This is a genomic window from Lentzea atacamensis (assembly GCF_003269295.1).
Classification (GTDB): domain Bacteria; phylum Actinomycetota; class Actinomycetes; order Mycobacteriales; family Pseudonocardiaceae; genus Lentzea; species Lentzea atacamensis.
Map to the genome: position 1 here is coordinate 313228 of NZ_QLTT01000008.1, position 25467 is coordinate 338694.

Consider the following 25467-nt stretch of genomic DNA (forward strand, 5'->3'; position numbering starts at 1 on the left):
ATCAGGTCCGGCGGTCGACCGCGATCCAGTTGGTCTCCCAGGACGCACCGCCGTCCTGGGAGAACGCCTGCTCGAACGTCGCCCGGTCCCTGCCCTGCCGGTGGATCAGGAACCGCACCTTGATCGGGCGCCCGCCGAGCTCGTCGTCGCCGTAGAACTCGCCTACGCCGTCGCGGAACCCGCCGTACACCGACGGGGTGAGCAGTCCGTTGCGGATGTTGACGAAGGTCAGGCTCCAGCGCTGCGCCTGCGGCTCGTAGAGGCGCATGCTGAGGCCCTCGATCCGCCCCGTGGGCCCGGCGATCTTCAGCTCGACGACGTTCGCCCGCCGGTCGAGCAGCGGGCGCACGACCGACGTGCCCGCGAAGTGGAGCCATTCGTCCTCGGTCTCCGACAACGGATCGGCGAGCACCCGCACGTCCGAGTGCCAGCTCCCGATCTCCCAGTCGAAGTCCCGCTGACCGTCCGCGACGTCGGCCGACGCCGATCCGGTGAGCGCGAGAAGTGCGAGACACGCGACCAGAATTCGCGTGTGTGGCACGGTGAGCAGCCTGCGCATGTTCATGACTCGACTGTCGACGGAGCGATCACCATGAACAAGAAGGCACCTCCAGGTAACCTAACGCGCCCCAACCCGCTTCCCGGCTGCCCGATGGCGGCGGCGTTCGCGGCGATCGGCGGGAAGTGGAAGCTGACGCTGGTGTACTGGCTCGCCCACGGCGAGTCCCACTTCGCCGGTCTGCGCCGCCGGGGTGCGCCGATCACGCCCAAGGTGCTGGCCGAGCAGCTGCGCGAGCTGGAGGCCGACGGGCTCGTCGAACGCGTGGTGACCGGACCGGTCCCGGCACCCGTCATCTACCGGCTCACGCCCTACGGGACCACCGTCCTGCCCGTCGTGGAGAGCGTCCGGGTGTGGGGCGAGACGCACCTGCAGCGCACCCACGGTGAGACCGCCGTCAACGAGGCGATGGGCTGCGCCCACCCGATCAGCTCTGAACTTGCCCGTCAGCCAGCACCAGTACGCGATCAGCCACCGCATGCACAGCGTCGTGGTGCGTAGCGATCAGCACCGCCGCACCTTCGTCCGCGACCCGCCGCAGCAACCCCACCGCGGCCACCGCGCTCTCGGCGTCCAGGTGGGCCGTGGGCTCGTCGGCGAGCAACGCGGCAGGCCCGGCCACCACCGCACGCGCCAGAGCCGCCCGTTGCTGCTGCCCGAACGACACCTGGCCCGGATACCGCGCCCCCAACGCCCCGATGCCCAGCTCCGCCAGCAGTCCGGGCACCCCGTCGACCGCGCGCCCGGCCAGCCGCAACGGCAGCGCGACGTTCTCCTCCAGCGTCAGCTCGGAAGCGAGCCCCAGCGACTGCGGCAGCACCGCGCAGGCCGACCACGGGGCCGGCCCCGGCAGCACCGAGCCGCGGTCGGGGAAGTCGAAGCCGCACAACAACGACAGCAACGCGGTCTTCCCCGAGCCGGACGGCCCGCTCAACGTCACCAGCTCGCCCGCGGACACCTCCAGGTCCACGCCCCGCAGCACGGAGACGTCGCCGAAGGCCCGGTGCACCCCGGCCGCCCGGATCACGACGCCGCCAGGGGAACGCACAGGTCCGCCAGCTCGACCAGCCGCGGATCGTGTGAGGCCACGACCGCGGGCACGGGCAGGGACGCCAGCGTCTCCAGGACCAGATCGGCTGACCGGACGTCGAGCTGCGAGGTCGGTTCGTCCGCCACCAGGACGGAAGCCCCGCGCGCCAACGCACATGCGAACGCCAGACGTTGTTGCTGCCCGCCGGACAACGCGGCGATCCGCCAGGCGCCCGATCCGCCCAGCCCCAGCCGGTCCAGCAACGACAGGTCGGTGGCCCCGGCCGCGCGCAGGTTCTCGCCGACGGTGAGGTGTGAGATCAGGTTGTCGGCCGGGTTCTGGAAGACGACCGCGATCTCCTTGCGCCGCAACGATCTCAGCTCGGACCACGACAGGGCCGACGTCGGCCGGTCGCGCACGAAGACCTCGCCGGCGGACGGCCGTTCGACCAGGGACAGCACCCGCAGCAGCGTCGACTTGCCCGAGCCGGACGGGCCGGACAGCACGGTGAGGCCGGGCGCGATCGCCAGCGACATGTCCGAGACGGCGCGCACCGGACCGTAGGACACCCCGACGCCACAAGCGCGGATCACCTGAGCAGCTCTCCCATCCGCGCGGTGCGGACACCGCGCAACGCAAGCCACGCCGCCACCACGACGACCAACAGACCGCACAGCACCATCGAACCGAGCAACGGCACCAGGTCGGGCAGCACCGGCGCGGGGGTGAGCCACGGCGCGGGATCCAGCCGCGGCACCGCGAACTCCATGCTCACGAACGACGCCACCGCGCCGATCGCCACCGCCAGCGACGCCAGCGCGCCGACTTCGAGCAGATGGCTGGACCACAACACCGACGGCCGCATGCCCATCCGGGTCGACAGCGCGCCGGACACGGCGTTCTGGCGGCGGCGCACCTCGATGGCCAGCAACAGCGCGACCGCGGCCACCACGGCCAGCACGAAACCTATCGCGGCCACGAAACCGAACGTCCACTCCACGGTCAGGAACGGCAACCCGTCGAGCACGCGAGCCCGGTCCGCGACGTTCGTGTAGTGGACACCCGCCGCCTGCAATGAAGAAGTGAGCGCCGCCAACGGCAACGACGACCACAGGTGCCACGAGCCCACCTGCTCGACGGCGGGCACCGACTCCCGCGCGAGCACGTAGCCCCGCGTGCCGAGCTTCGGGAACACCGGCAGCGACGCCACCGGCTTCACCAGCGGCAGTCCGGGAATCTGGATCTCCTGGTTCGCCGCACGCCCGATCCGCAGAGCGGGAGCGGTGTCGCCGGTCCGGCGCAGCCCGGAAAGCAGCGAGCGCACCGAAGCGGCGTCGTCCACGAGGGCCGCGTCCGTGAACGTGGCGGGGTCCACGACCAACGCGCCCGTGCTCACGCCCACGAGAGTTGTGTTGCCCCGCAACGACGATGGCAGCGCTACCCGTCCGAGCGCGATGTCCTGCGACACCTGCACCGTGCTGTTGGCGCCGACGAACACGCCGGACTTCGAGTCCAATGCCGACTTCTGCGCGCCCGCGACCGCACTGCCCACCGCGATGGTCCCGACCGCCAGCACACCCACCAGCACCACACCGGTCACGGGCCCCACCGCGGCCGCCAGCCGGCGCACCGCCAGCTGGGCGGCCGGAACCCGCCACCACTGCACGCGATGCGACCAGGCGAGCGACCACCGCAGCAGCCTCGTCGCGAGCAATGCCGCCGCCAGCACGACCAGCAGCGGGAACGTCAACGCCGCCACGTCGATCCGCGGCAGCTCGCCGCCTTTCAGCGTCGTGCCCAACCCGTTGCGGGACAGGCGAACCCACGCCAGCACCGCCAGCGCGGCGACGACCAGCTCCCAGGGCACGACCGAGAGCCGCCACGAGCGCGCCCGCCGCTGGAACGTCCGGTGCGCCCGCCAGCACGCCACGAGAACCGTCACCGCCAGCGACGCGGCGACCACAACCAGGACGTGGCCCAGCGCCACCCAGAGCGTCCCAGGGGCCAGCACAACGCCAGGTGCGTACAGCGGCAACAGCAACCGGGCCGTCATCAGGCCGAGCAACCCGCCGGCCACCAACGGCAACCCGAGCTCCAGCACGCCGCGGAACCCGAGCGCGAGCGGACCGGCCCCGCGCACCCACAGCAGCCGCAGCTCGGAATGCCTGCGCTGAGCCCATTGCACGGTCACCGTGCCGACGCCCGCCAGCCCCACGAGCACGCTGATGATCACCAATGGCAGCAGCGCGGACGAGACGTTGCGCTCGGAGGTCCGCGCCGCCGTGATGGCGGAAGTCAGGACGTCCGTCCGCGTCAACGGCAGCCCGAGCGAGGTGACGAGCGCGTTCCCCCTGTCCCGCAGCGCCTCCGCCTCGGCGAGCGTCGACAGCGGCTCGACGGGGAACCGCAGCGACACCGAGGCACCGGACGAGAACTCCTGCGGCAGCGAGGAAAGGTCCGAGACCTGCGGCACCCAGATCACCGACGTGCTGGCACCGTCGCCGCCCAGCGGGTTCGGCACCACGGTCTTCGCCTCCGAACACCACCACCCGGACACCGGATGCGCCAGGTCGGCGTAGATCGCGCTGACCACCAGCGGCGAGCCGGTCAGCCGGTCGCCGATCTTCACGCGCGCCGCCGTGGCGATCGTCTGCGGCACCCAGAGTCCGGTGCCGCCACCTTCGACGACAGTCAGGTGCGACAACGCTTCCGGCCGGTACCCGAACCGTCCGTAGGTCGCGAGGCCGTTGAAGTCAGGACGCCCGATTCGCGTGTAGACAGCACTCAACGGGCTCTGCGAGGACATCGTGACAGCGCTGGCGAGCGGCAGCTGGTCCCCGTCCAGCGAGGGGTGCACGGAATGCGGGCAGATCCGATCCTGCTGGTACGCCAGAGCCGCGCTGCCCGCGGAGGACGAGTGCAGCACGGCCGCGGCCACCACGAAGCCCAGCAGCAACGTCGTCGCGATGCTCACCACCAACGTGAGCGGACTCGACAGCGCCGCTCTGGGCGCGGCTCTCCACGGCACCTGCACCAGCGCACGCTAGCTGGCGTTTCGCGGTTTGGGGAGCCTTCAGGAGGTAACGGAACGCATGACGCCGAACCTGGCTCCGAACGGATCAGCGAGCACGGCGATCCGGCCGACTCCGCCCACCTCGTAGGGCTCGACGGCCACCTCGGCCGCACCGGCGGCGCCGTCCGGGTCGGCGACTTCGAAATACGGCAACCAGTAGGCAGACGAGTCCTCGACGACCGCGCCGAACAACCGTCCCGCACCCGTGCCGGCGGGCCGGCAGAACAGGCCGGGCGCGCCGGGAATCGTCTGGATCTCCCACGCGAAGACCGAGCGGTAGAAGTCCGCCGCGGCCTCGGGGGCGGGGGTGTGCAGCTCGAGCCACGTCAGTGCTCCCGGGGTCGAGACCGCGCCGAGCCCGGCGCCGTCCCTTGCCCGCCACACCCCGAACTCCGCGCCCTGCGGATCGGTCAGCCGGCGGAGCGGGCCGGCCGAACCGGTGTCCGCCACGGCGAAGTGGACGGTCCACGCGCCCGCCCCCAGCGGCACGTGCGCGGCGACCGTGCTGCCGTAGCGGCGGAAGAGGCCGCCGTCGTACTCCCAGCCGAGCACGCGGCCGTAGAACTCGGCGGCGGCAACGACTTCGGGGCTGCCCAGCTCGATCCACGCCGGAGCGCCCGGCACGAAGTCGGTGGTGAGCATCTAGGCCCACTTCCAGCGGATGCCGATCCAGTTCACGGACACGTTCGTCTCGAAGTGGTGCACGGAGTTCGTGTGGTCCAGCGCCAGGTCGATCGTCCGGTGCGGCTCCGCCTCCTGCCAGTCCTGCAGGTACACGTGCGGGTCGGCGGGCAGCGCTGCCGGGTCGAAGTGCACCTCGATCAGGCTCTGCGCGAGGAAGCACCGCACGCCCTGCGCGTGCTCGAAGCTGTCGAGCCGCGTCGGGTCGTGGATGACGAACTCGAACACCCACGTCTCACCCGCCGCCAGCGGCCGGTCGAACAGCAGCTCGTCCACCGTCACGTGCTCGGCCTCGTTGCGCGCGGACCGTCCGGCCCGGCAGTTCCGGATCGGCTCGTGCCGGACTTCGGACATGTGCACGGCGTCGTCACAGAAGTAGTGCGCGTAGAAGCGGTCCACGCCGTCCTGGCGCGCGCGGGCGACCATGCTCACGTGGATGCGTGACGCGTGCCGTTCGGCGTCGACGAAGACCCTGTCGTGGCGGGAGACGATCTCCAGGTCGTTGGTGTTGAAGCCGGGCATCATGCCGGGGACGACGTCCGGCCAGCCGCTCGGGTCCGAGCGTTCCAGGAGGGTGAGCAGCGAGCGGGACGGCACCTCCAGCAGGTCCTCCAGCACCGACACGGCCCTGAGCGACTTCGGCGAGACCGGGCGGACCCGGCCCTGCTGCCAGTCGCTCAGGGTCGACAGCGCCACCGCCACGTCCTGCTGCGCGAGGCGTAGCCGGAGCCGTTCCAGGGTGAGCCCGCGGCGGCGGATGGCCGCGCGCAGGGCCGAGTGGAACGGTCCGATGCGCAGGAGCGCTTCAAGACTTGGTGTCGTCGTCACGGCACCGAGGGTAACGACTAGAGCGAGAACCCCTCCGGGAACGGATCGGTGGCATCGAGGAGGTACTGCCCCATGCCGGTGATCCACGCGCGACCGGCCACAGTGGGCACCACCGCCGTTCGGTCTCCCAGTGGCACTTCCTCCAGCAACCGGCCGATGAACCTGGTCCCGATGAACGACTCGTTGACGAAGTCTGCACCGATTCCGAGCTCACCGCGCGCGTGCAGCTGGGCCATCCGGGCGCAGGTGCCCGTGCCGCACGGGGAACGGTCGAACCAGCCGGGGTGGATCGCCATCGCGTTGCGGGAGTGGGCACCGTCCTGGCCCGGCGCGGTGAACTGGACGTGCTTGCAGCCGCTGATCGCGGCGTCCACCGGGTGCACCGGGCGCTTGACCGCGTTGATCTGCTCCATGATGGACAGTCCGGCGGCCAGGACGCGGTCCTTCTCCGCCCGGTCGAACGGGATGCCGAGCTGCTCCAGCGGGAGGATCGCGTAGAAGTTGCCGCCGTACGCCATGTCGTAGCGCACCTCGCCGAGTCCCGGCACGTCGATCACCGCGTCCAGCTCGTGCGCGTACGCCGGGACGTTGCGGATCGTCACGAGCTTCGTGCGGGTGTCGTAGTCGGCGAGCACCAGCCCGGCCGGGGTGTCGAGGCGGACGGTGGTGACGGGCTCTGTCACCTCGACCATGCCGGTCTCCACCAGCACCGTGGCCACGCCGATCGTGCCGTGGCCGCACATCGGCAGACAGCCGGACACCTCGATGTAGAGCACGCCCCAGTCCGCGTCCGGGCGGGTCGGCGGCTGCAGGATCGCGCCGCTCATCGCCGCGTGGCCGCGCGGCTCGTTGACCAGCAACCGCCGGATGTGGTCGTGGTTCTTGATGAAGTTGAGCCGCTTGTCGGCCATGGTCTCGCCGGAGATCACGCCGACGCCGCCGGTGATCACCCGCGTCGGCATGCCCTCGGTGTGCGAGTCGACCGCGCTGAAGTACTTGGCGAACCTCATGACGTTGCCAGCTTCATGTCAGCCTCGATCTGGGCGCGCTGTTCGGCGGACAGAGGCCCGCGCGGGGGACGGCACGGACCGCCGTAGCGGCCGACGAGGTCCATCGAGTACTTGATCGCCTGGACGAACTCGGTGCGCGAGTCCCAGCGGAACACGGGCACGAGGCGTTCGTACATCGTGCGGGCCTCGGTCAGCTTGCCCGCCAGTGCCAGCTCGAACAGCTCGGTGGACTCGGCCGGGAACACGTTGGGGTAGCCCGCGAACCAGCCCGTGGCGCCCATGAGGAGGCTTTCCAGCACCACGTCGTCGGCGCCGGCCACGACGGTGAGGTGCGGGGCGGCGGCCTTGATCTCCAGCACGCGGCGGACGTCGCCGGAGAACTCCTTCACCGCCACGACGTGCTCGATCTGGCCCAGCTCCGCGATCAGGTCCGGCGTGAGGTCGACCTTCGTGTCGATCGGGTTGTTGTAGACCATGATCGGCAGGCCCGCCTTGGCGACCTCGCGGAAGTGGTGCACGACCTCGCCGCGGTTCGCCCGGTACATCGTGGGCGGCAGGCAGAGCACGCCGTCCGCACCGTCCTCGGCCGCCAGTTCGGCCCAGTGGCGGGCCTGATGCGCACCGACGCCGTGCACGCCGATGACCGCGATACCGCGCCCCTTGACGGCGGCGATGGCGGTCTGGGCGACCTCACGGCGTTCGGCGTCGGTCAGCGACGAGTACTCGCCGAGCGACCCGTTGGGGCCCACGCCGCGGCAGCCGCTCTCGACGACCCACCGGCAGTGCTCGGCGAACTTCTCCAGGTCCGGGCGCAGTCCGGCCGGGGCCTTGGGGTCCTCGGCGTAGGGGAGCGCGGTGGCGACGATGACGCCGTCCAGGCGTTCGGTCATGAGTTCTCCTCCGGGAGTGCGGCGAGTTCACCAAGGGGGATCGGGACCGCGATCACGCGGCGCTGGCCGTCGAACGGAATGCCGGTCAGCTCGGACGCGTTGCGGGCGCAGATCCGGCCCTGGCAACGGCCCATCGCGACGCGGCTGGTGAGCTTGAGCTCGCGCATGCCGGTGGCATCGCCGAGGTCCTCGAGGCTGACCTTCTCGCAACGGCACACGGTGGTGTCGGGGTGCAGCCACGTCTTCCAGCCCGGCTGGATCGCGTGTGCTCGCGCGAGGGCCTGGGCGAACAACCGGCCCTTGCGCACGGCCTCGACCGCTTTCGGCGGCGGTTCCTGGTGGGCCGCGGCGGCTCCGGCGACGACGCCCTCGGCCTCGGCCAGATCCGCGCCGCCGATGCCGGTGACCTCGCCGGCCGCGTAGATGTTCGCGAGCGAGGTCTGCTGGCGTTCGTCGACGTCGAGGAAGTCGTTGGTGCGCTTGGCGTCCGGCACCAGGTCGGTGCGCGGGAGGAAGCCGTAGCCGATGCACACCAGGTCGGCCTGCTCGGTGCGGTGGCTGACCGGGCGCCAGTGGCGGTCGAGCTTCGCGACCGTGACACGGTTGCCGTTCTTGGCGACCACCGCGGTGCGGGTTTCCAGGCGTGACAGCACTTTCCGGTAGCTACCGAGCTCGGCGATCTTGTGCCGGTTCGCCAGCACGGCCCTCGCCTCCCGCACCCAGGCGAGCGGTGAGCTCGCCTCGTAGACACCGACGAGGGTGGCGCCGAGTTCCTGCAGCGCGGTGGCGACGGGCAGCAGGAACGGGCCGGTGCCCGAGACGATCACGCGTTCGGCGAGGGTGACGCCCTGCTTCGCCAAGGCTTGCGCGGCACCTGCGGTGATCACGCCGGGGCCGTCCCAGCCGGGGAAGGGCAGGGGCCGGTCGTAGGCGCCGGTGGCGATGATCAACGCGTCGAAGTGGAGCTGTCGAGGTCCTCGCAGATGGAGGGTCTGGTTCTCGACGAGCCACGCCTCGGTGTTCTTGAGATGCGTGACACCGCTGTGGCTGAACCTGGCTCGCCCCCGCAGGAACTGGCCGCCCGCCTCGGGTTCCGCGTCGACCAGGACGACCTCGGCACCCGCGTCGGCGGCGGTTCTGGCGGCGGCCATCCCGGCGGGGCCCGCACCGACGACCACGATCCTCATGGCTGCGTCCATGTCCGGGTCCTGATCACGTCGCCGTCGCGCAGCTGGTGGCGGCACGCACGGACCTCGGGAACACCGTTGATCTCCGCGACGCAGCCGAAGCACACGCCGATGCCGCAGAAGAACCGTCCCGGCAACAGTTCCGCGACGTGGCCGACCTCGCGTTGGAGGCCGTTGAACGTGACCTTCACACCATCACCTCCGGACGGCTGACGCGGAACGGGTGGGGATCGACGTGCGGGGTGGCGCCGGTGAGCAGCTCGGCGAGCAGGCGCCCGGTGGCGGGAGCCAGACCGACGCCCGCGCCCTCGTGGCCCGTGGCGTGCCAGAGGCCCGGCGTGCGGGGGTCCTCGCCGATGATCGGCAGGTGGTCCGGCGCGTACGGGCGGAAGCCTCCGTACGCGCGCATGACCGGAACGCCGGCCAGCATCGGGAAGAGCGCGATCGCTCTGTGTGCCAACGCTTTCAGCACCCTGCTCTCGATCGTGTCGTCGAACCCCTTGCGCTGGCGGCTCGACCCGATCAGCCCGGTACCGGCCTGCGTCGACTCGACGACGCCGGACGTCTGCAGGTCGGCGTCGCCGCTCGCGACCGCGCCGACGTAGTCCGCGTCGTAGACCTTGTGCCGGATCGCGCCGGGGAGCGGGGTGGTGACCAGGACGACGCCGCGCCGGGGCAGCACGTTGACGCCGAAGTGCCGCGCCCACGGGCCGGTGGCGTTGACGACGGCGCCGCAGCTGATCACGCCGTCGGTCGTGGTCACGCTCCGGCCGTCCGTTGTGGACACCTCGGCGTTGATGATCCTGATGCCGCGCAGCAGGGCTTTCGTGGCCTTGACCGGATTCAGCTGGGCATCTTGCAGGTAGTGGACCGCCGCCGTGATCGCGGGGTTGAGGTGCGGTTCGTGGGTCAGCGCCTCCGCCGCGGTGAGTTCGCAGGCGTCGATGCCCGCCGCCCGTTGCTTCGCGGCGAACGCCTTGAGGGGCTCGGAGGCGTCCGCGGTCGTGGCGACGACCAGCCCGCCCTTCTCCTCCCACTCGGCGTCTTCCGCGAGCTCCGGCCACAGCTCCCGGCTCGCCTTGGCCAGTTCGAGCTCTGGGCCCGGCTCCTTGTCGCTGACCAGGACGTTGCCCTCACCGGCAGAGCTGGTGCCCGCCGCCGGTCCGGCACGGTCGATGACGACGACGTCGAGCCCGCGTGTCTTCAGCGCCTGCGCGCACGCGGCCCCGATGATGCCCGCTCCCACGACCACGACGTCCGGGTTCATCGCCACCTCCGTTCATTAGAATGAACGTTAGTGCTTCGGATACTCCAGCACCAGTACCGAGCTGACTTCTCCGCCGATCGTCTCGTACAGGTGCGGGGCCGAGCCGGGGAAGCACACGTAGTCGCCGGGCCCGAGCTCGTACGGCGCCTCGGTGGGCCCCACCCGCAGCTGACCGCTCGTGACCAGCACGTGTTCCTTGCCCGGGTGACCTTCGCTGGTCTGGGTGGCACCGGGCCGCACGCGCTGGTCGTAGATCTCGATGACTGTGTCGGCGATGTCCATCCGCCGCATGAGCCGCAGGTCGACGGCGTTGCTGCTGAGCACCTCGACGTCCCTGGCTCGCACCAGCACGACGTCCGGCGGGGGCCGTTCGGTCACCAGCTCCGACACGGGCACGTCCAAAGCGTTCGACAAACTGAACACTGTTTCGATCGTGGGGTTGCCGGAGCCGCTCTCCAGCTGGGACAGCGTGCCCTTGGCGATGGACGACCGCCGCGCGAGCTCCGACAGTGACAACCCGCGCTGTTCCCGGAACGCCCTGATGTTGGCGCCAAGCACCTGACCCGCACTCATAGCCAGTGATCGTTGCATAGGCTTGCGCCCATGACTGCGTACACGGAGGCGGAGGGGCAGACCCTCCGCACGGCCGTTTTCGGTGCCATGGTGCTGGTGTCCACGGCGGACCCCGGCTCGGTCGACGAGGAGAGCCACGCCGGCATCAGGGCCACGACCCTGCTCCCGGACGACCTGCGCGCCGTCATCGCCGCCGCCCCGCCCTCGCTGCCCCGCGGGTCGGCGTCCGATGTGGAGGCCGGCGTCCTCGCCGCCCTGAAGGACGCCGTCCGGATCATCCACGCCCACGAACCGCGTGACGTCGAGATCTTCCGCGCCGCCGTGACGGAGATGTGCCGCTCGGTGGCGGGCGCGGACGGCGAGGTGGCCTCGACCGAGAGGGAGATGGTGACCAAGGTCGTCGACGCCCTGGCCTGAGCGCCAACGACGGGGGAGAACGCGACCTGGTCTCAGGCGGCGCTCGGCTGAGACGCCATCCAGGTGGTGTTCTCCTTCCGGAAGGACTCCTCCGCGTCCAGCACCGAGTTCGCCCACTGGTCCTCCGGCACGTCGGCGAGCTGGTCGGACACGTACGCCAGCCCGTTCGCCGCCGTCGAGTACGTCAGCCGCAGCTTCTCGTACTGCCGCAGCCCGAGCCACGCCGCGCCGCTCGCGACGATGGCGGCCATCACCCCTGAGATGTCGACGTCCCAGACGCCGAAGCCCCTGCCCGCGGCCAGCACGATGGCGATCAGCTCGCCGGTCAGCAGCAGGGCGCGGAACCGGTTCGCGCGCTGCTGGTGCTGGTTCGCGCTGTCGGAGTACCACTGCTGCTGGTTGCTGATCCGCTCGTCGAGGTAGGTCTGCCGGCGTTCGTCCAGCGACCTGGTCCGCAGCTCGGCCATCCTGGTCGTCGCCTGGCGGCTCACGCTGTGGAACGTCATGCCCGCGCCGTCGCGCGCCACGATCTCGTTGACCCGCCGCTGGAACAGCTTCCTGGCCTCGGCCAGCGGCATGCTCGCCGGGAACGGGTGGCCGCCCACCGTGAACCGCCACGCGAGCGACTTGATGTTCTCGGCGATCGTGCGGCCCGCGGTCCAGTCGCGTTCCGGGCGGCGGGTCCACAGCATGATCTCCGCGTACAGCGCCGCCATGAAGCCGAGCAGCGCGACCAGCGCCCAGACGTCGAACCGCCCGAGCTTCCAGCTCAGTGCGCCGCCGAGCGCCGCCACCACGGCGCTGACCAGCCGCAACTTGCTCAGCCGGAAGGTCATCCGCTGGCCGCGTCGCGCGATGTCGTCCGCGTCGTGGAAGACGGTCGGGAAGTCCTCCTCGATCATGTGCCTGTCGTATCACGCTTCGGTCCCTGACGGAGGGGCTTGCCCGGACGATGCAAAGGGTGTTCACCCGGACAGCGGCTGGGCGCGATGACCTCGAGCGGTTCGCGAAGCCACCCTCAAGGCCGATCCGGCCGGACAGGTGTGGTAGTGATCCGATGAGTCCTGGCAACGCAGGCGTGATGGAGGCTTGACCCACGTACATCCGGTTGTAATCATCGGATCTCTCGCCGCCGCCCCGACGAGAAAAGCGATGGTCATGGCACTACGACGTTTGTGTGTGGCCGTGGTGGCCGCGCTGCTCGCTGGCCTGGTCACGGTCGCCCTGCCGGTTGCCGCGCAGGCCGAGGTACAACATCCGAGACAGGAGTGGCTGCGCAAGTCCACCGCCGGTCTCTTCCTGCACTGGGGCATGTTCACCGCCCCGAAGCACCTGAACTGCGCCGAGTGGGAGCGCGACGTCACCGGCGGAGGGTGGACCCCCGACTACTGGATCGACGAGGCGCGCAAGCTCGGCGCCTCCTACGTCGTGCTGGCGACGTTCCACTCACGGCTCGGCTACGCGCGGCCGTGGCCGTCGAAGATCCCCGGCAGCTGCGCCACGCAACGCGACCTGCTCGGCGAGCTGGTCAACGCGGGCAAGGCCAAGGACGTCAAGGTCATCCTCTACATGACAGACGACCCGCAGTGGCACAGCGAGCAGGGCGTGCAGATGCTCGACTCAGCGGCCTACTCGGCGCACAAGGGCGAGACCGTCGACCTGACGACGCGCGAGGGCTTCGGCAAGTACAGCTACGACCTCTTCTTCGAGGTCATGAAGAACTACGACGACCTCGCGGGCTTCTGGATCGACAACGACAACGAGTATTGGGAGCGCAACAAGCTCTACGAGCAGATCCGGCAGCTGCGGCCCACCTGGTTGTTGAGCAACAACAACGAGGACACGCCCATCATGGACACGGTCTCGAACGAGCAGAAGACCGGCATGTTCCCGTCCTACGACTACCCGGCGGCGACGTTCACGCCGATGCCGCGCCTGTCCGAGGCCTGCTACAAGCTGCCCAACACCGGCGACTGGTGGTACGACGGCGGCAACCACGCCGTCGACACGCGCCTGAACACCGGCCGCTACATCACCAACGCGGGCTCCTCGATCAAGTCGCTCATGGCCGAGACGCCGATGGTGAACGGCCGCATGCCCGCGCAGCAGGAGGCGTACAACAACTTCATGTCCACCTGGGTGCCGCCGATCCGCGAGTCGATCCAGGGTGTCGAGGGCGCCGGGTACATGTACGGCGGCATGCAGCCGGGGTTCTGGAACGACGGCGCGCACGGCGTGATCACCATCAACCCGGCCACGGGCAAGCAGTACGTGCACGTGGTGACGCGGCCGCGTGCCGACTTCGTCCGCCTGCGGGACAACGGGTACCGGGTCACCGGTGTGAAGGACCTGCGGACGGGTGAGCGGATGCGGTTCTCGCAGTCCGCCGGGCACCTGACGATCGAGGGCATCACGAAGTGGGACGAGTACGACACCGTGTTCGCGGTGGAAACCAGTGGCCGGCAAGGGTTCCACACCGGCGTCAAGGCGTTCGCGACGTCCTCCAAGGACGGTTTCCCGGCATCGAACCTGACCGATGGCAGCTTCGAGAAGTACTGGGACGCAGGCGCGGCTCAGCCCGTTTCGATCTCGCTGGACCTGGGACGGCGCAAGGAGGCCTCGTTCCTCGCGATCAACCAGCGCGAATCGTCCCCCACGCACGCCCGCGTGTCGTTCGGCCGGCCGGAGGACTCGTCGCGAATCAAGGACTACCAGCTGACGGCTTCTGACGACGGCCGCAACTGGTGGCACGTCCGCAGTGGCGCACTGCCCTCCGCGCGCGGCACGCAGTTCATCGACATCGGCTCGACGAACGCTCGCTGGCTGCGCCTGACGGTGCTGGGCACGTGGGGCGGGCCGCAGGCACCGGTCTACTTCAAGGAACTCAAGATCGACGAGATCCGCGTCGGCCACAGCTACCCGCGGTCTCTCTCCGGCGGTGCGCTGGAGGCCGAGAACGCGTCGCGGTCCGGTGCGGTGCGCGTTGAGCCCTGCGAGGCCTGTTCGGGCGCGCGTCAGGTGACCGGGCTCGGCGGCGGAGAGCGCAACGCCGTGACCTATCGCGATGTTTCCGTTGCGACGGCCGGTACCTACAACCTGCAGCTGTCGTTGACGTCTGCCGCCGCTTCGTCCGTCTCGGTGTCGGTGAACGGTGCGGCGCCGGTGGCCGTCGCGGTGCCCGCGGATCGGTCCGACGTGCCGGACCCGACATCGATCGCCGTGCCGTTGAACGCGGGCCGCAACACGGTCCGGGTGTTCGGCACGGGCAAGGCGCTCGGCCTGGACCGGATCTCGGTGGGCGGACTGCCGCCTTCGAACTACACGCCGAAGACGACGCTGACCGTGCAACCCCATGGCGTGCAATGGGTCGCGCCAGGCCAGCAGTCCGTGAAGATCACGGCACGGCTGCGCCTGGACGCCGACGACCAGATCGACAACGTGTCGCTGGCGCCCGTGGTTCCCGCCGGGTGGACGCTGACCGGTGCGCCCGCTGTGCGGTCGTCGATGCGGCTGGCCGGTGTGCTGGAAGGCGTCTGGACCGCCGTGTCTCCCGCCGGGCAGGACGTGGGCTCGGTCAGCATCCCGGTGACCGCGTCGTTCCAGCTGCTGGGCTCCGACCGCAGGGTGTCGGGTGCGGTGCCGGTGCGGACTCGTCCCGCGGACCGCGTGTTCGTGCGCGAGGCGGAGGACTCGGCGAACTCGTTCGGCAGCACCGGGTTGACCGGGTGCGGGGCGTGCTCGGGCGGGGAGAAGGTGCGCAACATCGGCGGCGGCCCGGACGCGTCGGTGACCTTCCCGAACATCAACGTGCCCGCGGGCACCTACAGGTTGTTCATCCAGTTCACGGTGAACGGGCCGCGGTCGTACTTCGTCTCCGTGAACGGCGGCGCGCCGGTCGAGGTCAAGCTGAACGGGGTCGGCAACAACACCCCGTACGTGGCCGGGATTCCGGTGACGCTGAACGCCGGGCCGAACACGATCAAGTTCGGCAACGACGGTGCCGGGGCGCCTGACCTCGACCAGATCGCGCTCGGCTGATCCTCCTGCGCACGGCACCCCGCCACTCGGTAGGGTGCCGTGCTCATGGGGGCGGAACACGAGGGATGGCAAGGTTTCCAGCACACCGGGTGGGACAGTCTGGAAGCGGTGCGCGAACGGCTCGACGCCGGGGCCGACCCGAACGTCGGCTGGTACTGGATGCCACCGCTGCACGACGCGGCCGAGAACGGCACGCCCGAGGTGGTGGCCGAGCTGGCCGCCCGCGTCGACGACGTCGACGTGCTCGTGGACGGCCGCTCGGCGCTGTGGCGGGCGGTGCACGCCGGCAAGCCCGGCAACGCCCAGGCGCTGCTGGACGCTGGCGCGGATCCGGTGCGCCCCATGATGTCCGGCTGGTCGCCTGCCCGGCTGAGCCTGGTGACCGGGAACGTCATCCCGTCCGGCGAGGTGCTCACCGAGCAGGAGCGGGCGTTGATCGCCGATCGCGACCGGATGATCGCCGCGATCGGCGACTTCCCGGAGTACGACGGTTTCAGCATCGCCTGCGTCGGCGGGATCGACGCGGCGGAGGCGACCCGCAGGCTGAATGCGTACGTCGTGCCGGACGACGAGCTGCCGGACCTCGGCGACTGGTACGAGGAGCCGTTCGAGGACGACACCGAGCTGGCCATGGGCGTGACGGACGTGCCGGGCGGCTGCGTCGTGGTCCAGCCCTGGTACTTCAACGCGTCCAGCACGGACGTGATGCGCCGGCTGTCCGCGGGCACGGTCGCGTACGGCATGTACGCGAACCCCAAGAGCGGCGACCAGGGCAGCAGCCACCGCGACGGCGAGATCGTCGGATGGGACCTGCATCCGGGAGGTGCTCCCGCGGAGGACGACGGCACGCTCGGGGTGCTGCTGGCACACCTGTACGACGGTGAGGCCGTTGCCCACTGCTGCGCCTATGCGGGGCTGCGGCCGGTGGACAACAAGGCGTTCACGGAACCGGATCGGTGGCTGCTGCTGCCCGACATCGAGTTCTGGCGCTCGTGATGGAGAGCGAGGGCTGGCGCGGCTTTCCGAGCACCGGCTGGCAGAGCGTGGACGCCGTGCGGCGCCGGCTCGACGCGGGCGCGGACCCGAACACCGGTCCGTTCTGGATGACGCCGCTGCGCTCGGCGGTCGAGTTCGGCACGGCTGAGGTGGTGGCGGAGGTGGCCGCGCGCGTCGACGACGTCGATCAGCTCGACGACGGCCGGAGCGCGCTGTGGCAGGCCGTGTACGAGGGCAAGGCCGACATCGCGCGGGCGTTGCTGGCCGCGGGGGCGGATCCGTCGCGGCCGATGATGTCCGGCTGGTCGCCCGCCCGGCTGAGCCTGGTGACCGGGAACGTCATCCCGTCCGGCGAGGTGCTGACCGACGAGGAGGAGCGGGCGGTCCGCGAGTGCGGCAGGCTCACCCTCGCCCTGAAGGGGTTCCGGCACTACGACGGCTACAGCATCGCGTGCGTCGCCGGTATCGACGCCGAGGAGGCGACGCGCAGGCTGAACGCGACAGTGGTGCCCACGGCCGAGGTCCCACCCGAGGTTCCGGCAGGGGACTGGTGGCCCGCTCCGTTCGGCGAGGACACCGAGCGCGCCCTCAGCGTCACGGACGTTCCCGGCGGGTGTGTTCTGGTGCAGCCCTGGTACTTCAACGCTCAGACGCCGGTGGTGATGAAACTGCTGTCGGCGGGGACGGTCGCGTACGGCATGTACGCGAACCCCAAGAGCGGCAACCAGGGCAACATCCATCGCGACGGCCAGACCGTCGGGCGGGACCTGCATCCCGGAGGCGGCCCGGGCGAGCGGGACAGCACCTTCGAGGTGCTCCTGGCGCATCTCTACGCACACAAAGCCGTCGCCTACTGCTGTGCCTACGTGGGCCTGAGGCCGAAGAACGACAAGGCGTTCACCGATCCGGATCGGTGGCTGCTTCTGCCCGACATCGACTTCTGGCGCTCATGACGGACGGCTGGCGCGGTTTTCCGAGCACCGGCTGGCAGAGCGCGAACGCCGTGCGGCGCAGGCTCGACGCGGGCGCCGACCCGGACGGCGGCGTCCACGGGACGACGCCGCTGCACCTGGCGGTGGAGCACGGCACGGCGGAGGCGGTCGAGGAACTGGCTGCCCGCGCCCGGCACGTCGACGCGATCAACCGCGGCCGGACGCCGTTGTGGCAGGCCGTGCAGGAGGGCAAGCCCGGCCTCGCTCGGGTGTTGCTGGCGGCGGGCGCCGATCCGTCGCGGCCGATGATGTCCGGCTGGTCGCCCGCCCGGTTGAGCCTGGCGACGGACCACGTCATCCCGTCCGGCGAGGTGCTGAACGAGCAGGAACAGGCGGCGGTCGATGTGCGCGACGGCCTCCTCGCGGCGGAGGAAGGGTTTCCGCACTACGACAACTACACCGTCGTGTGTGTGGCGGACATCGACGCGGCCGAGGCGATCCGCAGGCTGAACGCCGCTGTGGTCCCCGCGGCCGAGGTACCGGACACCGTGCCGGCGGGGGACTGGTTCCCCGCGCCGTTCGGCGAGGACACGGACTTCACCCTCAGCGTCACCGGCGTGCCCGGCGGGTGCGTGCTGGTGCAGCCGTGGCACTTCAACCTGCAGCTGTCCGAGTTCATGGAACGGCTGTCGGCGGGGACGGTCGCGTACGGCATGTACGCCAACCCCAGCAGCGGCAAGCAGGGGTGCGTCTACCGCAACGGCAGGGCGGTCGACGGAGACCTGCATCCCGGCGGCGGTCCGAACGAGCACACCGACACCGACGCGTACCTGGTGCTGCTGGCGCACCTCTACGAGGATCACGCGGTGGCGTACTGCTGCGCGTTCGCGGGCGTGCGGCCGCCGGACAACAAGGCGTTCACTGAGCCGGACCAGTGGATTCGTCTTCCCGGCCTCAGCAACGGTCGCGCATGATGGGCAGATGCTGGAGGCACTGCGGCGTCAGCTGAGTGACGGCCTGTTCGAGAAGGTCGCGGGTCCCGAGCGCGAGAAGCACGCGCGGCGGATCCACGACGCGCCCGGTCCGCGCCTGTTCGCCGAAGACCGGCCGATCCGGCACGTGCACGCCGATCACGCCATGTTCATCGGCGGGCTGCGGGCGTTGCTGCTGCAGTCGCTGCACCCGCTGGCGATGGCGGCGGTCGCGCAGCACTCCGACTACCGCACCGATCCGTGGGGACGGTTGCAGCGCACCAGCCTGTTCGTCGGGGTGACCACCTATGGAACGGTCGAGGACGCGCACAAGGCGATCGAACGGCTGGGCCGCGTGCACGCGCACATCCACGGCACCGCGCCGGACGGCCGTGAGTACCGCGCCGACGACCCGCACCTGCTGGGCTGGGTGCACGTGGCCGAGGTCGACAGCTTCCTGCGTTGCCACCAGAAGTACGGCGAGCAGCCGCTCGACGACTACGACGGGTACGTCGCCGACATGGCGGTGATCGCGGACGCGATGGGCATCCCGGACCCGCCGCGCACGACCGCTGAGCTCGAAGCGCGGCTGAACGCCTACCGGCCCGAGCTCAAAGGCACCCGCGAGGCCAGGGAGGCGGCACGGTTCCTGCTGCTCAAAGCGCCTCTGCCGGTACTGGCGATAGGCCCGTACGCGATCCTCTCGGCGAACGCGGTGGCCAGCCTGCCGATGTGGGCGCGGATGCCGTTGCGGCTGCCGTACCTGCCGATCGCCGAGGCCACCGGCGTGCGGTTCGCGGGCCATGCGTTGATGCGCGGCCTGCGGTGGGTCACGGGCTGAGGAAGTCCATCACCAGCGGCGTCGCGATGTCGCGGAACTCCTCGAAGTAGCCGTGCCGCGCGCCCTCGATGAGGTGCGTGTCCGCGCCCGGGATCCGGGACGCGATGAGCTCGGCGTTGGCCGTCGGGTTGAAGACGTCCTCGGTCCCGTGCACCACCAGCGTCGGCGCGGTGATCGACGGCAGCACGTCCCACGCGTCGTGCTCGCCGCTCGCGAACAGGTGCAGCTTGCGCGCGTACGGCGGCATCCGCGGGTCGCCGAGTGTGTTGTACGGGCCGCTGTAGGCAGGCGTGTACATCAGGTCGATCAACGCCTGGCGCGCCTTCTTCTGGTCGACCTGCGCCAACGACCTGCGCACCTCGGCACTGCGTTCGACGGCGTGCGGCCCGCCGGGCGACGTGCAGCCCAGCACCAGCCGGTCGACGCGGCCGCCGTGGGAGGCGGCGATCCACTGCGCGATCCGGCCGCCCATCGACGTGCCGTAGACGTGGGCCCTGCCGATCCCGGCGTCGTCGAGGATCGCGACGCAGTCCGACGCGAAGAGCCGCGTGCTGTACGGGGATTCGGGCTTGTCGCTGGAACCGGTTCCGCGGTGGTCGGTGACGATCGTCGTGAACCGCGCGGCGAACGACGGCAGCACCTGGTTCCACCAGCGCGACGAGTTCGACTGGCCCGCGATCAGCAGCAGGGGAGGCCCCGAGCCCTCGACCGAGTAGTGGAGCGCGGTTCCGTCAGCGGCACGAGCGTGGGGCACGACCGGGCAGTCTAGAACCTTGACTCCGAGGTAGATGGTCTAGTCCAATTCCAGGAGACCCCTGCCGGCCGCCAACGCGTGTGGGATGGAGCAGCCATGTTGTTGTTCGCTCGAATAAGCGCGGTGGCCGCACTGGTGCTCGGCACCGTGATCGTGAGCCTCGCCCCTGCCAGCGCCGCCGGTGTCACGGCGACGTTCTCCAAGCAGTCCTGGGACACCGGGTACACCGCCACGGTGACGATCAAGAACGAGACCAGCGCGGCCATCAGTTCCTGGAAGGTCGAGTTCGACTACCCGGCGTCCACGTCCGTCGGCGCCTACTGGGACTCGCTGCTCACCAAGAGCGGCAACCACTACGCGTTCGTGAACCGCGAATACAACGGCTCCGTCGCGCCCGGCGCCAGCGTCACGTTCGGCTACAACGCTAGCGGCACCGCCGACCCGGTCAACTGCACGATCAACGGCGCGGCCTGCACCGGTGGCACCCCGCCGACGACAACGACGACAACGACGACGACCACCACGACCACCACGACGACGACCGGACCTCCGCCCACCGGCAGCCTGCCGCGCAAGGTGCTCGTCGGCTACCTGCACGCCAGCTTCGCCAACGGCTCCGGGTACATCCGCATGCGGGACGTGCCGGACGAGTGGGACGTCGTCAACCTGTCGTTCGCCGAGCCCACCAGCTCGACCTCGGGTGAGCTGCGGTTCACCCGATGCCCGGTCGCGGAGTGCCCGAACGTCGAGTCCGAGGCCGAGTTCATCGCGGGCATCAGGGCCCAGCAGCTGAAGGGCAAGAAGGTCCTGATCTCCATCGGCGGCCAGAACGGCCAGGTGCGGCTGGAGACCGCGGCGGCGCGCGACGCGTTCGTGCGGTCGGCGTCCGCGATCATCGACAAGTACGGCCTGAACGGTCTCGACGTCGACTTCGAGGGCCACTCGCTGTCGCTGAACGCCGGCGACACCGACTTCAGGAACCCGACCACACCGGTGATCGTCAACCTGATCTCGGCGCTGCGCTCGCTGAAGTCCCGCTACGGAGCCGGCTTCGTGCTGACCATGGCACCGGAGACGTTCTTCGTGCAGGTCGGCTACCAGTTCTACGGCGGCGCGGGCGGCGGTGACGCTCGCACGGGCGCGTACCTGCCGGTGATCGAAGCGATGCGCAACGACCTGACGCTGCTGCACGTCCAGCACTACAACTCGGGCCCGGTGATGGGCCTGGACAACCAGTACCACTTCATGGGCGGCTCGGACTTCCACATCGCGATGGCCGACATGGTGCTCGCCGGGTTCCCGGTGCGCGGTGACACGTCGAAGGTCTTCGCGCCGCTGCGCCAGGAACAGGTGGCGATCGGACTGCCCGCGTCCGTCAACGCGGGCAACGGGTTCACGTCCGTCGCCGATGTCCACACCGCGCTGAACTGCCTGACGAAGGGCACGAACTGCGGCAGCTACAAGCCGAAGGGCGTGTACCCGAACCTGCGCGGCCTCATGACGTGGTCGATCAACTGGGACAAGTTCAACAACTACGAGTTCTCCAAGGCACACCGGGCCTATCTGCCCAGGTAGTTCGCTTTGCGGGTCGCCTGCAGACCATCTGCAGGCGACCTGGAGCGATCTTGCAGACGAGTCGCCCATTGTTGTTCCCAGCGAGGCGGTGCCAGGGACACCGGCCTCGGAACTGGGGAAACAAGAGCGACTGGGGACTCGAAATGACGATTCGCACCGCTGTGGCCGTCGCCGCTGTCTGCGCGGGGCTCCCGGCGTCGCAACCGCCGCGGCCGACGACTTCAACGTCCTGCTGACGTGCGCCGACACCGGCCACAACCAGCAGATGACCCGCCAGGGCGCAGTCCTGGATCGACGAGAAGCTCACCTACAACCAGGGCGGCTGCTACACCAACAGGTTCGGCAACTACCGCAGGACTGCTCCGGTCACGCCTCGATGGCGTGTGGCGCGAGGAGGTCCTTCACCACGAGCGACATCTCCATCATCTCGCACCACACCTCGTGGGCGGAGCTCAAACCCGGTGACGCGCTGAACCGGCCCGGCGAGCACGTCGCGATCTTCGAGCGCTGGGAGGACGCGGCGAAGACCCGCCCGGTCGTGCTCAACCACGGCGGCGACCCGGTCTACGCGCACCGCACCGTGTGGTCCGCCGCCTACGCGCGGACCTACCAGCCGATCCGCTACGACCACATCGTCGACGACGTGCCCACGAACACCAACTCGTCGCTGACCGGTGACAACGCGCAGGAGATCGCGGCGGTCGTGGCCAACGGCGAGGTGATGGCGTGGCGCAACGCCCACGGCCTGTCCGCGGAACGGCCGTGGGACGCCAACGTCGTCATCGCGGCCGGCTTCACCAAGGAGAACCTGCGGTTCGCGGACGTCGACGGTGACGGCGACAAGGACACTCTCGCGGTCCAGGACGACGGCACCGTGAAGGCCTGGCGCAACGCCAAAAGCTGGGCGCCCCGCGGCCGAGCTCTACGACGGCGACAAGCTGATCGCCGACGGGTTCTCCCGTGACAACACGTTCTTCGCCGACCTCAACGGCGACCGGCGTGCCGAGTCATCGCGGTGATGCCCAACGGTGACGTGGTGGCATGGCGCAACGCGACCGGTTTCGCGAACGAGCGTCCGTGGGACGGGTTCGGTGAAGATCGCGACGGGTTTCACCGCGGACAACCTGTTCTTCGCCGACCTCGACAACGACGGCCGTGCCGAGCTCATGACGGTGGCCGGCGACGGACAGGTGCGAACGTGGAAGAACGTGACCGGCTTCGCGGCGTTCCCGTTCGCCGACGAGAAGAAGATCGGTGTCGGCTTCACCAAAGACAACGTGCACTTCGGTGACATCAACGGCGGCGGCCGTGCCGAGATCATCACGGTCCAGGGCGACGGCAAGGTCGTGGCCTGGCAGAACAACCTCGGGTACGCGGACAGCCCGTTCGGTGACTCGAAGGTGATCGCGGAGGGCTTCACGAACGAAGGCCCGCACCTGGTCTGATCGACGCCGAACGAGAGCGGCACCTCACCCGAGGTGCCGCTCCTTCGCGCGGGTCACGCCAGGGTGGACCAGAACTCCAGCTCGTAGGCCTGCAGCAGGCGGCCGTAGCGCCACGCGTGCTTCGGCTGCCAGTTCGCGTCCAGCGCGGCCTGCACCGCCGCGATCGCGCGTTCTTCGAGCTGCGGGGCGGGCGTGGCGAAGAAGTCCACGAACGCGCACGCGTCGTCGTCGAACCCGTAGTGCTCGCGCAGGCCCTTGGCCATGCGGGCGCAGTAGCCGCCCCACGCGGTGAAGTTCGCGAGGATCGCGAGGATCACGTCGGTCGGTTCACCGTTGAGCGCCATCCACGCCTGGAACGCCGGGTAGGCCTGGCAACCGGGGTAGGGCTCGTAACTCTGGAACTCCTTGGCCGACATGCCGGCGGCCTTCGCCAGCGGTTCCAGCATCGGCAGCACGAGCTCCTCGCCGCCCGCCAGCAAGGTGAAGAACGCCCGCGCGTTCGGTTCCTCCGCCTTCGCCGCGAGTGTGAGGAATGTTCGCCAGTCCGACGACACGATGTGGTTCTCTTCCGCGGCGAACGTCGCGATCACGGCGCGCGGCGCCTGACCGGTTTCGATCAGCTTGACCACGAGGTTGTCGTGCTCACCGGGGTGCAGCTCCGTCCGGATGCGCGTGACCAGCTCTTTTGCGTTCATGGGTACGATTCTTCCGCACGGCGGAAATCGTTCGCCAGACCGGCGCGCGTTCGGCCACGATGTCTGCTCGTGGCTGAACACACCTACCGAGTACTCGTCCGCGGCCGGTTCGCCGACCTGACCGATGACCAGCGCGCAACGCTCCGGGAACACCTGAAGGGCTTCGACCTCCTGCGCGACGGAGGGTTCAGCGAGGAGGGCGGGCTGACGTTCGACGAGAAGCTCGACTTCTTCAGCTACCGCGTGATCCTCACCGCTCCCAGTGATCCAAGAGAAGGCAAGCCCGACGAGGCGGGACTGCGGCGCGCGGCCGCGGCCCTCGACGCGCTGGGCGTCGACTTCCGCGGGCTGCGCGCCGCCGTCACCGACATGGACGAGATGAAGATCAACCGACCGAAACGGCTGGCCTGAGCGCCGTTTCGAGCACCGCGGCGGCCTCCAGGGCCAGGTCCTCCCGGTACATCCGGGAGATCACCTGGACGCCGGTCGGCAACCCGTCCCGCAACCCCGTCGGCACCGCCACCGCGGGCACCCCGACGAAACTGGTCGCCTCGCACAGCTTCGTGGCCTCGAAGTACGCGGCCAGCGCCTCGGGGCTGGGACGGTCCTGGTCCGGTTCGAACGACGGGATGGTCGACACGGGCCCGACCAGCACCGGGTACCGGTCGAGCAACCGGGCCCACTCGCGCTGGACGGCCAGGCGGGTGGCGGTGACCGCGAGGAACTCCGCCAGGTCGAGCCCCGGTCGCACCTCCAGCAGATGACGGGCGAAGAGGGCGACGTCCTCACCGGCGAACGCGGCGAACTGCTCGTAGCCGAGCGCGATCGGCGTGGCGATCATCCGCAACGACAGCGTGGCGGCCTCGTCCAGCCGTGGCGGTGACACCGGTTCGACCTCGTAGCCCGCGTCGGCGAGCCGTTGAGCCGCCGCCTCGACGGCCGGGTCGCCCGGCACGAAACCAGCCACCTCAGGAGCTGGTGGACCAGTCGGGGGAACGGGCACCGCGCGGGGATCGGACAGATCGGGACCGCACAGCAGCTCGTGCACCCGACGCAGGTCGGCGACGGTGCGGGCGAGCGGACCCTCGACCGTCATGACCTGGGTGGGAAACGGCGGGTCGGGCTGACCGAAGACCGCGCCCTGCGGATAGCGGCCGTAACTCGGCTTCAGCGCGCAGACGCCGTTCAGGAACGCCGGCAGCCGCAGCGATCCGCCGCTGTCGTTGCCGATCCCGATCTGCACCATGCCCGTCGCGACCGCCACCGCGTCGCCGCCGGAACTGCCGCCCGGCGACTTCGTGGCGTCCCACGGGTTGATGGTGTGCCCCGCCAGCTCGCTGTACGTGTGCATGCCGCGTGCGTTGAGCGTCGGCATGTTCGCGTGCGCGATCGGTGTCGCACCGGCCGCCCGAAGCCGTGCCACGATCGGCGCGTCTTCCGTCTTCATGTTGCCCGTCAACGACTTCATGCCGTGCGTGGTGGCGGCGCCGGCGACGTCGATGTTGGCCTTGACCGAGAACACGACACCGGCGAGCGGGCCTGCCGGCTGCTCGGCCGGCACGTCGAACACCGTGGTCAAGGCGTTGTACACCGGGTTCAAGGTTTCGATGAGCCGCAACTGCTCTGTGAACATCCCCATGCTCCAGTCTATGCGCGGACCGGAGCACGGGGATGTGCGGTCGAAACCCGATCAGTGGAACATTGA

27 protein-coding genes are annotated in these 25467 nt (G+C 69.9%); 11 read left to right on the plus strand and 16 right to left on the minus strand.

Annotated elements, in window-relative coordinates; translation table 11 throughout:
- Position 1: 1 nt before the first annotated feature.
- The gene (locus C8D87_RS32610; RefSeq protein WP_233440080.1) at positions 2-565 is read right to left on the minus strand and encodes a hypothetical protein; all 564 of its coding nucleotides are present in this window, start codon (positions 563-565) and stop codon (positions 2-4) included.
- 27 nt (positions 566-592) lie between these two features.
- Here C8D87_RS32610 and C8D87_RS32615 point away from each other — a divergent pair, with 27 nt between their 5' ends.
- Entirely contained in the window at positions 593-1060 is a 468-nt protein-coding gene (locus C8D87_RS32615) for a winged helix-turn-helix transcriptional regulator (RefSeq protein WP_233440079.1), read from the plus strand.
- Here C8D87_RS32615 and C8D87_RS32620 read toward each other — a convergent pair.
- Genes C8D87_RS32620 through C8D87_RS32670 form a run of 11 tightly spaced genes read right to left on the minus strand, consistent with a single transcriptional unit; the run spans position 987 to position 11098 of the window.
- Positions 987-1607, minus strand: coding sequence for an ATP-binding cassette domain-containing protein (locus C8D87_RS32620; protein ID WP_233440078.1), 621 nt, complete (start codon positions 1605-1607; stop codon positions 987-989). The genes C8D87_RS32615 and C8D87_RS32620 overlap by 74 nt on opposite strands.
- Positions 1583-2182, minus strand: coding sequence for an ABC transporter ATP-binding protein (locus tag C8D87_RS32625; RefSeq protein ID WP_233442400.1), 600 nt, complete (start codon positions 2180-2182; stop codon positions 1583-1585). Before C8D87_RS32625 ends, C8D87_RS32620 begins: the two co-directional genes overlap by 25 nt.
- A complete protein-coding gene (locus tag C8D87_RS32630) occupies positions 2179-4623 on the minus strand; it encodes an ABC transporter permease (RefSeq protein WP_146771935.1) in 2445 nt (814 codons plus the stop codon). Before C8D87_RS32630 ends, C8D87_RS32625 begins: the two co-directional genes overlap by 4 nt.
- 39 nt (positions 4624-4662) lie before the next feature.
- Positions 4663-5304, minus strand: coding sequence for a VOC family protein (locus C8D87_RS32635; protein WP_109640197.1), 642 nt, complete (start codon positions 5302-5304; stop codon positions 4663-4665).
- Positions 5305-6171, minus strand: a complete 867-nt coding sequence (locus C8D87_RS32640; RefSeq protein WP_109640196.1) for a hypothetical protein — start codon at positions 6169-6171, stop codon at positions 5305-5307. It abuts the gene before it with no gap.
- A gap of 17 nt (positions 6172-6188) precedes the next feature.
- The gene (locus C8D87_RS32645) at positions 6189-7181 is read right to left on the minus strand and encodes a proline racemase family protein (RefSeq protein WP_109640195.1); all 993 of its coding nucleotides are present in this window, start codon (positions 7179-7181) and stop codon (positions 6189-6191) included.
- Entirely contained in the window at positions 7178-8071 is an 894-nt protein-coding gene (locus tag C8D87_RS32650; protein ID WP_109640194.1) for a dihydrodipicolinate synthase family protein, read from the minus strand. The genes C8D87_RS32645 and C8D87_RS32650 overlap by 4 nt, the downstream gene beginning before the upstream one ends.
- Complete coding sequence (locus tag C8D87_RS32655) at positions 8068-9258, minus strand: NAD(P)/FAD-dependent oxidoreductase (protein WP_109640193.1); 1191 nt, start codon at positions 9256-9258, stop codon at positions 8068-8070. Before C8D87_RS32655 ends, C8D87_RS32650 begins: the two co-directional genes overlap by 4 nt.
- Positions 9255-9449, minus strand: coding sequence for a 2Fe-2S iron-sulfur cluster-binding protein (locus C8D87_RS32660; RefSeq protein ID WP_109640192.1), 195 nt, complete (start codon positions 9447-9449; stop codon positions 9255-9257). The genes C8D87_RS32655 and C8D87_RS32660 overlap by 4 nt, the downstream gene beginning before the upstream one ends.
- Entirely contained in the window at positions 9446-10525 is a 1080-nt protein-coding gene (locus C8D87_RS32665) for an NAD(P)/FAD-dependent oxidoreductase (RefSeq protein WP_112229654.1), read from the minus strand. The genes C8D87_RS32660 and C8D87_RS32665 overlap by 4 nt, the downstream gene beginning before the upstream one ends.
- Before the next feature lie 27 nt (positions 10526-10552).
- Complete coding sequence (locus C8D87_RS32670) at positions 10553-11098, minus strand: helix-turn-helix domain-containing protein (RefSeq protein ID WP_109640191.1); 546 nt, start codon at positions 11096-11098, stop codon at positions 10553-10555.
- A gap of 30 nt (positions 11099-11128) precedes the next feature.
- Between C8D87_RS32670 and C8D87_RS32675 the strand changes: the two genes are divergently transcribed.
- A complete protein-coding gene (locus tag C8D87_RS32675; RefSeq protein ID WP_109640190.1) occupies positions 11129-11515 on the plus strand; it encodes a hypothetical protein in 387 nt (128 codons plus the stop codon).
- A 32-nt stretch (positions 11516-11547) separates the two neighbouring features.
- Here the strand turns inward: C8D87_RS32675 and C8D87_RS32680 are convergent, their stop codons facing one another.
- Positions 11548-12417, minus strand: coding sequence for a DUF4231 domain-containing protein (locus C8D87_RS32680; RefSeq protein ID WP_112229555.1), 870 nt, complete (start codon positions 12415-12417; stop codon positions 11548-11550).
- A gap of 256 nt (positions 12418-12673) precedes the next feature.
- Between C8D87_RS32680 and C8D87_RS32685 the strand changes: the two genes are divergently transcribed.
- Genes C8D87_RS32685 through C8D87_RS32705 form a run of 5 tightly spaced genes read left to right on the plus strand, consistent with a single transcriptional unit; the run spans position 12674 to position 19293 of the window.
- On the plus strand, positions 12674-15553 hold the full coding sequence (locus C8D87_RS32685; RefSeq protein ID WP_112229655.1) for an alpha-L-fucosidase: 2880 nt from the start codon (positions 12674-12676) through the stop codon (positions 15551-15553).
- Between the two features lie 45 nt (positions 15554-15598).
- The gene (locus C8D87_RS48115; RefSeq protein WP_112229556.1) at positions 15599-16549 is read left to right on the plus strand and encodes an ankyrin repeat domain-containing protein; all 951 of its coding nucleotides are present in this window, start codon (positions 15599-15601) and stop codon (positions 16547-16549) included.
- Positions 16510-17502: an ankyrin repeat domain-containing protein gene (locus tag C8D87_RS48120; RefSeq protein WP_233442401.1), complete on the plus strand. Its 993-nt coding sequence runs from the start codon at positions 16510-16512 to the stop codon at positions 17500-17502. Before C8D87_RS48115 ends, C8D87_RS48120 begins: the two co-directional genes overlap by 40 nt.
- Positions 17499-18455 carry an ankyrin repeat domain-containing protein gene (locus tag C8D87_RS32700; protein ID WP_112229558.1) on the plus strand — a complete coding sequence of 319 codons (957 nt, stop codon included), beginning with the start codon at positions 17499-17501 and terminating at the stop codon, positions 18453-18455. The genes C8D87_RS48120 and C8D87_RS32700 overlap by 4 nt, the downstream gene beginning before the upstream one ends.
- A 7-nt stretch (positions 18456-18462) precedes the next feature.
- Positions 18463-19293, plus strand: coding sequence for an oxygenase MpaB family protein (locus C8D87_RS32705; RefSeq protein ID WP_112229559.1), 831 nt, complete (start codon positions 18463-18465; stop codon positions 19291-19293).
- On the opposite strand, the gene C8D87_RS32710 is transcribed toward C8D87_RS32705, so the two are convergent.
- Positions 19283-20047, minus strand: coding sequence for an alpha/beta fold hydrolase (locus C8D87_RS32710; protein WP_112229560.1), 765 nt, complete (start codon positions 20045-20047; stop codon positions 19283-19285). The genes C8D87_RS32705 and C8D87_RS32710 overlap by 11 nt on opposite strands.
- Before the next feature lie 96 nt (positions 20048-20143).
- On the opposite strand from C8D87_RS32710, the gene C8D87_RS32715 reads away from it, so the two are divergent.
- The 3 genes from C8D87_RS32715 (at position 20144) to C8D87_RS32725 (ending at position 23067) form a co-directional block, all read left to right on the plus strand.
- Positions 20144-21622: a chitinase gene (locus C8D87_RS32715; protein WP_112229561.1), complete on the plus strand. Its 1479-nt coding sequence runs from the start codon at positions 20144-20146 to the stop codon at positions 21620-21622.
- A 376-nt stretch (positions 21623-21998) separates the two neighbouring features.
- Positions 21999-22586: a hypothetical protein gene (locus tag C8D87_RS32720; protein WP_112229562.1), complete on the plus strand. Its 588-nt coding sequence runs from the start codon at positions 21999-22001 to the stop codon at positions 22584-22586.
- Positions 22587-22713: 127 nt separating this feature from the next.
- A complete protein-coding gene (locus tag C8D87_RS32725; RefSeq protein ID WP_112229563.1) occupies positions 22714-23067 on the plus strand; it encodes an FG-GAP repeat domain-containing protein in 354 nt (117 codons plus the stop codon).
- Positions 23068-23120: 53 nt separating this feature from the next.
- On the opposite strand, the gene C8D87_RS32730 is transcribed toward C8D87_RS32725, so the two are convergent.
- A complete protein-coding gene (locus C8D87_RS32730; RefSeq protein ID WP_112229564.1) occupies positions 23121-23762 on the minus strand; it encodes a thiaminase II/PqqC family protein in 642 nt (213 codons plus the stop codon).
- Positions 23763-23831: 69 nt separating this feature from the next.
- Between C8D87_RS32730 and C8D87_RS32735 the strand changes: the two genes are divergently transcribed.
- The gene (locus tag C8D87_RS32735) at positions 23832-24173 is read left to right on the plus strand and encodes a DUF6204 family protein (protein WP_112229565.1); all 342 of its coding nucleotides are present in this window, start codon (positions 23832-23834) and stop codon (positions 24171-24173) included.
- On the opposite strand, the gene C8D87_RS32740 is transcribed toward C8D87_RS32735, so the two are convergent.
- Positions 24148-25401, minus strand: coding sequence for an amidase (locus tag C8D87_RS32740; RefSeq protein ID WP_112229566.1), 1254 nt, complete (start codon positions 25399-25401; stop codon positions 24148-24150). The genes C8D87_RS32735 and C8D87_RS32740 overlap by 26 nt on opposite strands.
- Positions 25402-25467 lie beyond the last annotated feature (66 nt).

Coding starts and splice junctions, on each gene's coding strand:
- C8D87_RS32675 (WP_109640190.1), top strand. CDS start 11,129: ATGACTGCGTACACGGAGGCGGAGGGGCAGACCCTCCGCACGGCCGTT.
- C8D87_RS32635 (WP_109640197.1), bottom strand. CDS start 5,304: ATGCTCACCACCGACTTCGTGCCGGGCGCTCCGGCGTGGATCGAGCTG.
- C8D87_RS32670 (WP_109640191.1), bottom strand. CDS start 11,098: ATGAGTGCGGGTCAGGTGCTTGGCGCCAACATCAGGGCGTTCCGGGAA.
- C8D87_RS32665 (WP_112229654.1), bottom strand. CDS start 10,525: ATGAACCCGGACGTCGTGGTCGTGGGAGCGGGCATCATCGGGGCCGCG.
- C8D87_RS32705 (WP_112229559.1), top strand. CDS start 18,463: ATGCTGGAGGCACTGCGGCGTCAGCTGAGTGACGGCCTGTTCGAGAAG.
- C8D87_RS32650 (WP_109640194.1), bottom strand. CDS start 8,071: ATGACCGAACGCCTGGACGGCGTCATCGTCGCCACCGCGCTCCCCTAC.
- C8D87_RS32680 (WP_112229555.1), bottom strand. CDS start 12,417: ATGATCGAGGAGGACTTCCCGACCGTCTTCCACGACGCGGACGACATC.
- C8D87_RS32610 (WP_233440080.1), bottom strand. CDS start 565: ATGAACATGCGCAGGCTGCTCACCGTGCCACACACGCGAATTCTGGTC.
- C8D87_RS32615 (WP_233440079.1), top strand. CDS start 593: ATGAACAAGAAGGCACCTCCAGGTAACCTAACGCGCCCCAACCCGCTT.
- C8D87_RS32720 (WP_112229562.1), top strand. CDS start 21,999: ATGGCGTGTGGCGCGAGGAGGTCCTTCACCACGAGCGACATCTCCATC.
- C8D87_RS32700 (WP_112229558.1), top strand. CDS start 17,499: ATGACGGACGGCTGGCGCGGTTTTCCGAGCACCGGCTGGCAGAGCGCG.
- C8D87_RS32715 (WP_112229561.1), top strand. CDS start 20,144: ATGTTGTTGTTCGCTCGAATAAGCGCGGTGGCCGCACTGGTGCTCGGC.
- C8D87_RS32655 (WP_109640193.1), bottom strand. CDS start 9,258: ATGAGGATCGTGGTCGTCGGTGCGGGCCCCGCCGGGATGGCCGCCGCC.
- C8D87_RS32730 (WP_112229564.1), bottom strand. CDS start 23,762: ATGAACGCAAAAGAGCTGGTCACGCGCATCCGGACGGAGCTGCACCCC.
- C8D87_RS48115 (WP_112229556.1), top strand. CDS start 15,599: ATGGGGGCGGAACACGAGGGATGGCAAGGTTTCCAGCACACCGGGTGG.
- C8D87_RS32645 (WP_109640195.1), bottom strand. CDS start 7,181: ATGAGGTTCGCCAAGTACTTCAGCGCGGTCGACTCGCACACCGAGGGC.
- C8D87_RS32685 (WP_112229655.1), top strand. CDS start 12,674: ATGGCACTACGACGTTTGTGTGTGGCCGTGGTGGCCGCGCTGCTCGCT.
- C8D87_RS32740 (WP_112229566.1), bottom strand. CDS start 25,401: ATGGGGATGTTCACAGAGCAGTTGCGGCTCATCGAAACCTTGAACCCG.